Origin of the sequence: Enterobacter sp. Y17 (genome assembly GCF_019730495.1) — a bacterium.
In the GTDB taxonomy this organism is placed as follows: domain Bacteria; phylum Pseudomonadota; class Gammaproteobacteria; order Enterobacterales; family Enterobacteriaceae; genus Enterobacter; species Enterobacter asburiae_B.
In genome coordinates, this window is record NZ_JAASKP010000001.1 from 563,955 (window position 1) to 575,753 (window position 11,799).

Genomic DNA, 11,799 nt, shown 5'->3' on the forward strand with positions numbered 1-11,799 from the left:
ATCGCTCACTGCGACAATTCTAGCCTGAATAAACTATCATTCGTACGTAGCGGTGGGTAGCGGTTTACGGGCATCACCTTCATTTTGTGAAGTCTGTCGTAGCCTTAACCCACAGGTTCAGTGAAGAAATCAGTACGGTATTGAAAAGATGAGCGATTTCAAAGGTAACAAGCAGAACCTGCCCAGCCGGGCGTGCGCGCACTGCCAGCGGCCCATGACGTGGCGCAAGAAATGGGCGAAATGCTGGGATGAGGTCAAATACTGTTCCGAGCGCTGTCGAAGGAGCCACCGTTGACCGAACTGCGCCTGATCCTGGGCGATCAGCTTAATCCGCACCACAGCTGGTTTGATGCCTGTAATCCAAATGTCATTTACGTGATGCTGGAGCTGCGGGCCGAAACCGCGTACGTGCTTCACCACGCTCAGAAAGTGATCGCCATTTTTGCGGCCATGCGCGCGTTTGCCTCTGCGTTAAAGGAGAAGGGGCATCGGGTGAGGTATGTCCGGCTCTCTGACGACTCAAACCGCGGCGCGCTGGAAGACAATCTCAACGCGCTTGTCGCGCATTACGGCGCCGACAGGGTGATATGGCAGGAGCCCGACGAATGGCGCCTGGACACGCAGCTGCAGGCGTGGGCGAAAGCGGCGTCCGTCGAAACGGCCTGCGTCAGCAGCGAGCATTTCTTCACCACCCGTGAACAGGTGAGCGCGTTCTTTGCGACGCGCAAAAGCTGGCGAATGGAGTACTTTTACCGGGAAATGCGTCGTCAGCACGGCGTACTGTTAACCTCAGAAGGCGAGCCGGAAGGGGGAAAATGGAATTATGATGCTGAAAATCGCAAGCGCTGGTCCGGCGAGCCGCCCGCGCCGGACGACTCGCGTCCGCGCCACGATTATTCAGCCTTATGGGCGGAGATCCAGCGCTGCGGCGTAAACACCTTCGGTGAACCGCAGGCCGGGAATTTTCGCTGGCCGCTCAACCGTTCGGAAGCCAAAGCCAGGCTGGATGAATTTATCGCTCACGTGCTCCCGCAGTTCGGCGCCTGGCAGGACGCGATGCACGCTGAGGAGCCTTTTCTGTTCCACTCGTTAATTTCGTTCGCGCTGAACACCAAAATGCTTAATCCGCGGGAAGTGGTGGCTGCCGCCCAGCAGGCATGGCGTTTGGGCCATGCGCCGCTGCCAGCCGTCGAAGGGTTTATCCGACAAATTCTCGGCTGGCGGGAGTACGTGCGTGGGATCTACTGGTCTCAGATGCCGGGCTATCGGGAGCTGAATGCCTTAGACCAGCACGCCCCGCTGCCGGACTGGTTCTGGACCGGCAGGACGCAGATGCGCTGCCTGGCGCATGCGATTGGGCAGTCCCTCACCGAGGCTTACGCCCACCATATCCAGCGCCTGATGGTCATCGGGAACTTTAGCCTGCTCAGCGGCCTGTCGCCGCAGGCGGTTCATGAATGGTATCTGGGGGTCTATATTGATGCCTTTGAATGGGTGGAGCTGCCCAATACCCTCGGAATGAGCCAGTTTGGCGATGGCGGATTGCTGGCCAGTAAGCCCTACGTCTCGAGCGCGTCGTACATTCACAAGATGAGTAATTACTGTCAGGGGTGCCGGTATCAGCACACCCAGCGTACCGGAGAGCTGGCGTGCCCCTTCAATGCCCTTTACTGGGATTTCTTTGCGCGCAACCAGGCGCGTCTGGGTAACAATCCCCGCCTGGGCATTGTCTTTAAACAGCTTGCGGACATGAAGGAAGAGGAGCGGCAGGCCATTGCCGATCGCGCCGGGTATATTCGCCTGCATCTCAACGAGCTCTGATGTATTTCACCACCGCGCCGGTTGCGGTGGGTCAATAAGACGCTATTATTTTTGACTTTGTTGCGTATTCCCTGACAGGACATCCAGACGCTATGCCCGTGAATTTTGACCTTAACGATCTTTATGCTTTCAGAGCGTTAGTGGAATACGGTAACTTCCGTGTCGCTGCTGAATCTATCTGCTTATCCCAGTCGGCGCTAAGCCGCAGGATTGAAAAGCTGGAAGCCGCGCTGGGAAACCGGCTGTTTGACCGTACCACCCGCCGCGTGGCCTTAACGTTATACGGGCAAAACTTTGCTGAACGCTCCGCGCAGCTGCTCGACAACGTTGAGTCAATGCTGGCGGATGTCGATAAGGTCAGCGAAGAGCGGACGGGGCTGATCACGGTTGCCACGGTCCCTTCCGCGGCCTGTTACTTTATGCCTGATGTGATTCGTCGTTTTCAGTCTCGCTATCCGCGCGTTCGCATTAAGCTCATCGACAGCAGCGCGGGGAATGTGATTGACGCCGTGGCCCGAAGCCAGGCGGATTTTGGTATCTGCTTCGCAGGAAACCTGCCGTCTGACATCGAATTTTTCCCGCTGGTGGAGGATGTCTATGTCGCGGCGTGCCGAAAGGATCACCCCCTGGCGCAGAAGAGTCATCTGACGTGGCAGGCCTTTTACCAGCAGGATTATATCTCCCTCGATAAAACGTCAGGCAACCGTAACCTGCTCGATCGGATGCTGGGGGATATCGTTCCCGAACGCCCCAGCGTCTGCGAAACGCGCCACGTTACCACGATGCTCGGTATGGTAGAGGCGGGGATCGGCATTGCTGCCGTTCCCGCCATGTCGATGCCGACGTCAGAGCACACGCTGTTGACGCATCTGCCGCTGGTGGCGCCGGAAGTGAAACGCACCGTGGGGCTTATCCGGCGCCGGGGGCGCATCCAGTCCTACATTGCGGCTGAACTGGAAAAGCAGATCACCGAGCAGTATCGCCGGACGTAACGGGGATCATCCCCGTCTTCTGGATGACGGCCCTGGAGGGCGGTGAGGCGAGATAGGTCAGCAGCGCTTTCCCCTCCGCGGGATGTTCTGCGTGACGGGTGACCGCACCCGCGAAGCGCGTGATGTACTGCAGATTATCCGGGATTTTCCCGATAAAGGTGACGCCCTGAACCGGCAGCAGCTCGCTGACCTGCTGGAAACCGACGGCGTATTTTCCTTTCGCCACTTCTGAGGCGACCGGGATACGCTCGACCATTGTCGCTTTACCCGCCACTTCTTTTTCGATCCCCATTTTTTTGAACAACGTCTGGCTGACGTACCTGCCGCTGGCGCTGTCAGAGTAGGCGATGGAGCTGGCCTGCAGCAGCGTTTTGCGCAGAGCCGCCTCGCTGCTGATATCAGGGACATCCGCCCCTTTTTTTACCACCATGCCAACGGGGGAGTCCGCAAGTTCGGTTCGCGAACCCGGCTGGGTCTGGCCGGCTTTTTCGAGCTTCTCCAGCGCATCGCCCACCATAATCACCACGTCGGCTTTCTCGCCGCGCGCCAGTCGGTTTGGGATCGCCTGCGGCGTAGCGCCCATTGAGGGGCCGGGGATAATCACGATTTTATCCCCGGTCCGGCGTTCATAGTCCGGGGCCAGCTTTTCCAGGGCAGCCTTGAAGCCGCCTGAAATCATGACCTTTACGTCCTGGGCACAGGCATTAACGCTCAGGAGCGTCAGCACCAGCGCGCTGGCGGTATAGCGATAAGTGCGTTTCATACTGCCCCCTGTGACTTGACGGTATTTTGCAGCGATACCGCGCGGCGGCGGTAGAGGTAGAGCGTGGCCAGCAGGGCGCACACGGCAGCGAAACTCATCCAGTAGCCAGGCGAGGCTTTGTCACCGGTGTATTCAATCAGCGCGGTGGACATGACCGGGGTAAAGCCGCCAAAGACCGCCGTTGCCAGGCTGTAAGCCAGAGAGAACCCCGCCACGCGCACTTCAGCAGGCATAATCTCCGTCAGGGCCGGGATCATCGCGCCGTTGTACAGGCCGTAAAGGAAGGAGAGCCACAGCAGCACGCTCAGCATCATGGAGAAGCTGGGCGCGCTCGCCAGCAGCGTCAGGGCGGGATAGCTGGTCGCCAGCGCCAGCAGGGCCATGGCAATCAGCACCGGCTTGCGCCCGAAGCGATCCGACAGCGCGCCGCCCACCGGCAGCCAGATGAAGTTAGAAATCGCCACCAGCAGCGTGACCAGCAGGCTGTCCGAGGCGCTGAGCATCAGCACCTTTTTGCCAAAGGTGGGGGCGTAGACGGTGATCAGGTAGAACGCGGTGGTGGTCATCGCCACCATCAGCATGCCTGCGACCACCACCTGCCAGTTGCCAAGGAGCGTTTTAAAGACCTGACGCATCTCCAGATGCTGGCGGCGCGCGCTGAACTCTTCCGTCTCCTCCAGCTTGCGGCGCAGGAAAAAGATAAACGGCACGATTAAGCAGCCGAACAGGAACGGGATGCGCCAGCCCCATTCGCGAATGGCGCTCTCCTCCATCAGGGCATTCAGGGCAAAGCCCATCGCCGCGGCGACCATAATGGCGACCTGCTGGCTGCCGGACTGCCAGCTGGTGTAAAACCCTTTGCGGCCCGGCGTGGCGATTTCAGCCAGATAAACCGAGACGCCTCCAAGCTCCGCACCGGCGGAAAAGCCCTGCAGCAGACGGCCCGTCAGCACCAGCAGCGGCGCCCACAGACCGATGCTTTGATAAGAGGGGATAAGCACGATCAGGAACGTCCCCGCCGCCATGATGGAAAGCGTGACGATCAGCCCCTTTCTGCGACCTACCTTGTCGATATATGCGCCAAGCACGATGGCGCCTATTGGACGCATCAAAAAGCCCGCGCCGAAGACGGCGAAGGTCATCATCAGCGACGCAAATTCACTGTTCGCCGGGAAGAACGTGTGGGCGATGTAGGTGGCATAGAAGCCGAACAGAAAGAAATCGAACTGCTCAAGAAAGTTGCCGGACGTCACGCGGAGTATGGCGCCCGCTTTCGAGCGTACGGTTGCAGGTGAGGTTGAGGAAAACATGGTTATCTCCAGTTTATTGTTGACGTTTTACGCGTCTGTTTTTGAAAACTGGATCAGGATGAGGAAATAGATAAGCGCAAATGCCGCATCGGCTGATGCACGTTTTGCATGAATAGCCTTCGCGGGATCAATACAATTAATGACAACAATAACTTAACAATTAATTGATTTTTTATTCACCACTTTTTGCTAAGTGGCTGATATCACGGTTTTGTGACATGACGCAGGCTCATGTCTTTCTGCGACTGCCGGGCAGCGTTGCGCCACCCGGCCTGTCTCAACCTAGCGCTGTGAACAGCCCGCGCACTGTTTGTTCTGGATCTGCTGGAAGAAATCGTTGCCTTTGTCATCCACCAGGATAAACGCCGGGAAGTTCTCGACTTCAATTTTCCAGATGGCTTCCATTCCCAGCTCCGGATACGCGACGCATTCCAGGCTCTTAATGCTGTTTTGCGCCAGCACCGCCGCCGGGCCGCCAATGCTCCCCAGGTAGAAGCCGCCGTGTTTATGGCAGGCGTCGGTTACCTGCTGGCTGCGGTTGCCTTTCGCCAGCATGATCATGCTCGCGCCGTGGGATTGCAGTAAGTCCACATACGAGTCCATACGGCCCGCCGTGGTCGGGCCGAGTGAGCCAGAGGCGTAGCCTTCCGGCGTTTTGGCCGGGCCTGCGTAGTAGATCGGATGGTCTTTAACGTACTGCGGCAGTTCTTCACCGTTGTCGAGCAGCTCTTTCAGCTTCGCGTGGGCAATATCGCGTGCCACGATGATGGTCCCGTTCAGCGACAGGCGGGTAGAGACCGGGTGCGCGGAAAGCTGCGCCAGGATCTCATTCATCGGCTTGTTCAGATTGATGCTCACCACGTCGCCTTCGCCCTGCTGGCGCAGTGATTCAGGAATATACTGACCCGGGTTGTGTTCCAGCTTCTCAATCCAGATCCCGTCGCGGTTGATCTTCGCTTTAATGTTGCGGTCTGCGGAGCAGGAGACGCCCATGCCGATTGGGCAGGAGGCGCCGTGGCGCGGCAGGCGGATCACGCGGATATCGTGGGCGAAGTATTTACCGCCGAACTGCGCGCCGAGGCCGAGGTTCTGCGCTTCCTGGAGCAGTTCCTGTTCGAGCTGAACGTCGCGGAACGCCTGGCCGTGTTCGTTACCTTCCGTCGGCAGCGCGTCGTAGTAGCGCGTGGAAGCGAGCTTCACGGTTTTCAGCGTGGCTTCCGCTGACGTACCGCCAATCACAAATGCGATATGGTAAGGCGGGCAGGCCGCAGTGCCCAGGGTGCGCATCTTCTCAACCAGGTAGTTTTTCAGCTTCGCCGGGGTGATCAGCGCTTTGGTTTCCTGATAGAGGTAGGTTTTGTTGGCAGAGCCGCCGCCTTTTGCCATGCACAGGAATTTGTATTCGTCCCCGTCCACGCTGTAGAGATCGATCTGCGCGGGCAGGTTGGTGCCGGTATTCACCTCTTTATACATGTCCAGCGCCGCATTCTGCGAGTAGCGCAGGTTATCTTCAATGTAGGTGTTATACACGCCCTGGCTCAGCGCCGCTTCGTCACCGCCGCCGGTCCAGACGCGCTGGCCTTTTTTACCCATGATGATCGCGGTGCCGGTATCCTGACAGGTTGGCAGCACGCCTTTTGCGGCAATTTCAGAGTTACGCAGGAACTGCAGGGCAACGTATTTGTCGTTCTGGCTGGCTTCCGGGTCGTTCAGGATCGCGGCAACCTGCTTCTGGTGGGAAGGACGCAGCATAAACGCGGCATCGTGGAAGGCCTGCTGCGCCAGCAGGGTCAGGGCTTCCGGCTCCACTTTCAGCACTTCCTGACCGTCGAATTCGGCAACGGAGACGTGCTCTTTGGTCAGCAGGTAGTATTCGGTGTCGTCATGGGAAAGAGGGAAGGGGTTCTGGTAGAAAAACGGTTTATTTGACATAGCGTATTGCTCCACAAAAATAAAACCGCCGGAGGAGAAGTCCGGCGGTCAGGAATCAGAACATCATGGACATCCACGGATAACCAATCAGCAGCAGGGCCGCCAGGAAGATGGCACCGAAGATGGTGCCGAGGCGCCAGTAGTCTTTGGTTGGCAGGTAGCCGCTACCGTAGTAAATCGGGCTTGGGCCAGTACCGTACGGGGTGATGATCCCCATGACGCCCAGCGAAGTTACCATCAGCAGAACGAACACTTCCATATTCATGCCCGGGATGGTGGAGGCGATGGTCAGCATCGCTGGCAGCAGCGCCGTGGTGTGCGCGGTGGTGCTGGCAAACAGGTAGTGCAGCAGGTAGAACGCCAGCAGCAGGACGACGGTCGCCACGCCCGGAGAGATACCGCTCATCAACAGACCGCCTTCTTTACCTAACCAGCTGATAAAGCCGGTAGAGGAGAGGCCATCCGCCAGTGCCACCAGGGTGGCGAACCAGACGAAGGTGTTCCATGCGGCCTTGTTACCGGTGATATCGTTCCACTCCAGCACGCCGGTCCACAGCATCAGACCGACGATGAGCAGGGCTGCCATGGCAGGCTCAATCCACGCGGCGGCGAAGATCCACATCAGCAGCGCACAGCATACGAACACCAGCAGCAGAATTTCATTGCGGGACAGTTTGCCGAGTTTTTCCAGCTCGCGGGTCGCCCACAGCGGCACTTCGTTATTCACTTTGACTTCAGGTGGGTAGAACCAGTAGGCCAGCAGCGGCATGGTCAGAATCAGCAGGATACCCAGCGGCAGGAAGGCGAGGAACCAGGTGCCCCAGGAGATATCAATCCCAACCGTACTTTTCACCAGCGCCAGGGCCAGCAGGTTTGGCGCGAGGGCGGAGAGGAACATTGAGCTGGTAATACAGGCCGCGGTGATCGCCACCCACATCAGGTATGAACCAATCTTACGCGCGCTTGGGTCGTTAGGTTTTGAACCGTACAGCGGCGGCAGGTTAGCGATAATCGGGTAGATGGTCCCGCCGCTGCGCGCGGTGTTGGACGGGGTGAACGGTGCCAGCAGCAGGTCCGCAAACGTGATGGCGTAACCGAGCGTCAGGCTGCGACGGCCGAGGTACTTCACCAGAATCAGCGCCAGACGGCGGCCGAAGCGGGTTTTGTCATAGCCAGCGGCGAACATAAAGGCACCGAAAATCAGCCAGACGGTAGAGTTACCAAACCCGCTCACCGCCCACTTAAAGGAGGCGCCCGCCAGCTTGAATTTCGGATCAGCCAGCTGATCGGGGCTGAACAGCACCCACTGGCTGCACAGGGCAATGGCGACCACGCCGGTCAGGCCGATCACCGCACCCGGCAGCGGTTCGAAGATCAGACCGACGATCACGCCGACAAAGATGGCGAAGTAGTGCCATGCGTAAGGCGGCAAGCCTTCAGGAACGGGAACAAACAGCAGCAGTACGGCGACGATGACGGGTAACGCCATCATCAGCAATCGTTTTGCGTTTCCATTTGATGCCTGGTTCGCCACAGGGGGCGTTACAGCAGTTTTTGTATTCATAGTTTCACGTCTTAAGTTGTCAAAAATTCGGTCGCACTGAAAAAGCGCTTTATTTAGTTTCTTTGCTTTTTTTAGTTATTAAAGGTGCTTTCTTGTATTTTCAGTAATAGCGATTTAACGCGTTTTTGTGTGCGCTAAATTAAAAAAAAGATGATGTTTTTATATTGCGCTTTTGAATGCCATAACTATTGATCGCGATCAAAAAAATAGAATTGCAGCGTTATTTTTATGCTTTTATTAATAACCACTCTGGCGTATGTGGTTATTGCCTGTTTTTTGCGTGTTTTTTATCATTTCTTTAACAAGATAGATTTTGGTGTGATTGCAAAGTTTTGTTTTTATTGGTTTTATGTGTGTTAAGGTGAATTGGTTTTACCATTCATATTTTAACGGTTTTTAAATTATTGTGAATGGCTGAATTACAATCGCTAACACCAATGTGTTATTTGTGTTATCGCAGGGATTAAATAGTTTTTTAACTAACGTAATAACTTTAGAAACTAAAAAAATCATTATATTAATATCATGACATCGGCAAATAACGACGAAATAAAAAATCAATCCGATAACGAATTCTTATTTTTTAAAAGTTTGGAGTTTCTATTATGAGCACTAACGAACGCATTCTTAGCCCCTTCACATTACCGAATGGCACTGAACTGAAAAACCGTTTGTTAATGGCCCCTATGACAACCTGTACCGGCTATTTTGACGGCACCGTCACCAGCGAGCTGGTGGAGTACTATCGGGCCCGTTCCGGCAGCATTGGCACCATCATTGTGGAGTGTTGCTTCGTCGACGATCTCGGTCTCGCCTTCCCGGGTGCCATCGGTATTGATAATGACGAGAAAATTGCCGGGCTGGCGAAAATCGCGGAGGCCATTAAATCCAAAGGATCTAAGGCGCTGCTGCAAATCTACCACGGCGGCCGCATGGTCGACCCAAAACTGATTGGTGGCCGCACCCCGGTTGGCCCGAGCGCCGTAGCCGCGCCGCGTGAAGGTGCCGCAACGCCGGTTGCTCTGACCGCTGAAGAAGTGGAAGGCATGATCGGCAAGTTTGGTGAGGCGGTGCGCCGCGCCATCCAGGCCGGTTTCGACGGCGTGGAAATCCACGGGGCGAACACCTATCTGATTCAGCAGTTCTACTCCCCGAATTCAAACCAGCGCGACGACGAGTGGGGCGGCAGCCGCGATAACCGCGCGAAGTTCCCGCTGGCCGTGCTGGACATTACCCACAAAATGGTGCGCCAGTACGCGGACGACGCGTTTATTATTGGCTACCGCTTCTCCCCTGAAGAGATGGAAGTCCCGGGCATCCGCTTTGACGACACCATGTACCTGCTGGAAAAACTGGCGGCGCGCGGCGTGGACTATCTGCACTTCTCCGTCGGCGCGACCCTGCGTCCTTCCATTGTCGACACCCAGGATCCCACCCCGCTTATCGAAAAATACTGCGCGATGCGTTCTGAAACGCTGGCGCAGGTTCCGGTCATGGGCGTGGGCGGCGTGGTGAATGCTTCTGATGTGAATGAAGCGCTGGACCACGGTTACGACCTGATTGCCGTTGGCCGCGCCACCATCGCTTATCCGGACTGGACCGACCGCATCGCGGCCGGCGAAAGCCTGGAGCTGTTTATGGACAGCACCCAGCGCGAAGAGCTCAGCATTCCTGAACCGCTGTGGCGCTTCTCGCTGGTGGAAGCGATGATCCGCGACATGAGCATGGGCGAATCCAAATTCAAACCGGGTACCTTTGCTGAGAAAGTGCAGGATGACGCTAACGAACTGGTGATTAACGTCAGCCTTGAAACCGACCGCATTGCGGACATCGAACTGGCCTCCGGCCCGAGCGAAGACGTTGAGTTTGTAACCAGCTTTGAAGAGATCCGTACCCGCATTCTGGACGCCAATACCCCGCACGTGGATGCCATCACCGGCGCAACCAGCCAGAGTGAAGCGGTGAAGAAAGCGGTCTCTAAAGCGATGCTGAAATCCAGCAAAGCGCTGGCCGCGGAAGAGGGCGTTGATCCGAACGAAACCCGCAGCGTGGACGTGGTCGTTGTCGGCAGCGGCGGCGCCGGTCTGGCGGCGGCGATTCAGGCTCACGACGAAGGCGCGAGCGTGCTGATTGTCGAGAAAATGCCGACCATCGGCGGGAACACCATTAAAGCCTCTGCCGGTATGAACGCCGCCGAAACCCGCTTCCAGCGCGTGAAGGGCATTCAGGACAGCAAAGAGCTGTTCTATCAGGAAAGCCTGAAAGGCGGCGGCAACAAGAACAACCCGGAACTGCTGCGTCGCTTCGTCGAGAACGCGCCGCAGGCAATTGAGTGGCTGGCCACGCGCGGCATCATGCTGAACGACATCACCACCACCGGAGGGATGAGCATCGACCGTACTCACCGTCCAAAAGACGGTTCAGCGGTAGGCGGCTACCTGATCAGCGGCCTGGTGCGTAACGTCAACAAACGCAACATCGAGGTGATGCTGGATACCTCCGTCAGCGACATCATCTTCGAGAACGGCGAAGTGACCGGCGTACGTCTGACCACCGAAGAGAACGAAACCGTCACCGTGGCAACCAAAAGCGTGATTGTCGCCACCGGCGGCTTCAGCGCTAACAGCCAGATGGTGGTGAAATACCGTCCTGATCTGGAAGGGTTCGTTACCACCAACCACAAAGGGGCAACCGGCGGCGGCATCGCGCTGCTGGAGCGCATCGGGGCGGGTACCGTGGATATGGGCGAAATTCAGATTCACCCAACCGTAGAGCAGAAAACCTCGTACCTGATTTCCGAATCCATTCGCGGCGGCGGGGCGATTCTGGTCAATCAGAAAGGGGAGCGCTTCTACAACGAAATGTCGACCCGCGATAAAGTCTCGGCGTCAATCATCGCGCTGCCGGAGAAATACGCATACATCGTCTTTGACGAGCACGTACGTGCCAAAAACAAAGCCGCGGATGAGTACATCGCGAAAGGTTTCGTGACCAGCGCCAGCTCGCCAAAAGCCCTGGCTGAGGCGCTGGGTATGGATCACCACGCTTTTCTCGCGACGCTGGAACGTTACAACGGCTTCGTTGAAAAACAGTACGATGATGATTTTGGCCGTACCACCGCGCTGCGCGCGCCTATCAACGAAGGGCCGTTCTACGCCATTCAGATTGCACCGGGCGTGCACCACACCATGGGCGGCGTGACCATCAACACCGAAACCTGCGTGCTGGACAGCAACCACAACGTGCTGCCAGGCGCGTTTGCGGCCGGTGAAGTGGTCGGCGGGATCCACGGCGGTAACCGTATCGGCGGTAACGCAGTGGCGGATATCATTATTTTTGGTACGCTTGCAGGACATCAGGCGGCTATGCGTTCGAAAAAGCAGTAAGACCCCTGTGTTGTAGGCCGGATACGCCCAG

At 56.9% G+C, this 11,799-nt stretch carries 8 protein-coding genes; 4 read left to right on the top strand and 4 right to left on the bottom strand.

What is annotated here, in order from left to right; genetic code table 11:
- The first annotated feature begins 148 nt into the window (after window positions 1-148).
- From HCH49_RS02520 to HCH49_RS02530, 3 genes are all read left to right on the top strand, one after another.
- Window positions 149-295: a DUF2256 domain-containing protein gene (locus HCH49_RS02520; protein WP_071789391.1), complete on the top strand. Its 147-nt coding sequence runs from the start codon at window positions 149-151 to the stop codon at window positions 293-295.
- Window positions 292-1,821: a cryptochrome/photolyase family protein gene (locus HCH49_RS02525; RefSeq protein ID WP_221702130.1), complete on the top strand. Its 1,530-nt coding sequence runs from the start codon at window positions 292-294 to the stop codon at window positions 1,819-1,821. Before HCH49_RS02520 ends, HCH49_RS02525 begins: the two co-directional genes overlap by 4 nt.
- Window positions 1,822-1,913: 92 nt before the next feature.
- The gene (locus tag HCH49_RS02530) at window positions 1,914-2,813 is read left to right on the top strand and encodes a LysR family transcriptional regulator (RefSeq protein ID WP_045887829.1); all 900 of its coding nucleotides are present in this window, start codon (window positions 1,914-1,916) and stop codon (window positions 2,811-2,813) included.
- On the opposite strand, the gene HCH49_RS02535 is transcribed toward HCH49_RS02530, so the two are convergent.
- The 4 genes from HCH49_RS02535 to HCH49_RS02550 all read right to left on the bottom strand — a co-directional run bounded on the left by HCH49_RS02535 (window position 2,788) and on the right by HCH49_RS02550 (window position 8,382).
- Complete coding sequence (locus tag HCH49_RS02535; RefSeq protein ID WP_064672762.1) at window positions 2,788-3,576, bottom strand: substrate-binding domain-containing protein; 789 nt, start codon at window positions 3,574-3,576, stop codon at window positions 2,788-2,790. The genes HCH49_RS02530 and HCH49_RS02535 overlap by 26 nt on opposite strands.
- Entirely contained in the window at window positions 3,573-4,886 is a 1,314-nt protein-coding gene (locus HCH49_RS02540; RefSeq protein ID WP_221702131.1) for an MFS transporter, read from the bottom strand. The genes HCH49_RS02535 and HCH49_RS02540 overlap by 4 nt, the downstream gene beginning before the upstream one ends.
- A gap of 282 nt (window positions 4,887-5,168) precedes the next feature.
- On the bottom strand, window positions 5,169-6,818 hold the full coding sequence (gene fumA, locus HCH49_RS02545) for a class I fumarate hydratase FumA (RefSeq protein WP_039263795.1): 1,650 nt from the start codon (window positions 6,816-6,818) through the stop codon (window positions 5,169-5,171).
- Window positions 6,819-6,873: 55 nt separating this feature from the next.
- Window positions 6,874-8,382, bottom strand: a complete 1,509-nt coding sequence (locus tag HCH49_RS02550; RefSeq protein ID WP_072196639.1) for an anion permease — start codon at window positions 8,380-8,382, stop codon at window positions 6,874-6,876.
- A 605-nt stretch (window positions 8,383-8,987) separates the two neighbouring features.
- Between HCH49_RS02550 and HCH49_RS02555 the strand changes: the two genes are divergently transcribed.
- Window positions 8,988-11,768: a flavocytochrome c gene (locus HCH49_RS02555; protein WP_221702132.1), complete on the top strand. Its 2,781-nt coding sequence runs from the start codon at window positions 8,988-8,990 to the stop codon at window positions 11,766-11,768.
- Window positions 11,769-11,799: the final 31 nt, after the last annotated feature.

What these genes read in the sequence shown, in the direction of transcription:
- HCH49_RS02520 (WP_071789391.1), top strand. Translation starts at nt 149, where the DNA reads ATGAGCGATTTCAAAGGTAACAAGCAGAACCTGCCCAGCCGGGCGTGC.
- HCH49_RS02530 (WP_045887829.1), top strand. Translation starts at nt 1,914, where the DNA reads ATGCCCGTGAATTTTGACCTTAACGATCTTTATGCTTTCAGAGCGTTA.
- HCH49_RS02535 (WP_064672762.1), bottom strand. Translation starts at nt 3,576, where the DNA reads ATGAAACGCACTTATCGCTATACCGCCAGCGCGCTGGTGCTGACGCTC.
- HCH49_RS02540 (WP_221702131.1), bottom strand. Translation starts at nt 4,886, where the DNA reads ATGTTTTCCTCAACCTCACCTGCAACCGTACGCTCGAAAGCGGGCGCC.
- fumA (WP_039263795.1), bottom strand. Translation starts at nt 6,818, where the DNA reads ATGTCAAATAAACCGTTTTTCTACCAGAACCCCTTCCCTCTTTCCCAT.
- HCH49_RS02550 (WP_072196639.1), bottom strand. Translation starts at nt 8,382, where the DNA reads ATGAATACAAAAACTGCTGTAACGCCCCCTGTGGCGAACCAGGCATCA.
- HCH49_RS02555 (WP_221702132.1), top strand. Translation starts at nt 8,988, where the DNA reads ATGAGCACTAACGAACGCATTCTTAGCCCCTTCACATTACCGAATGGC.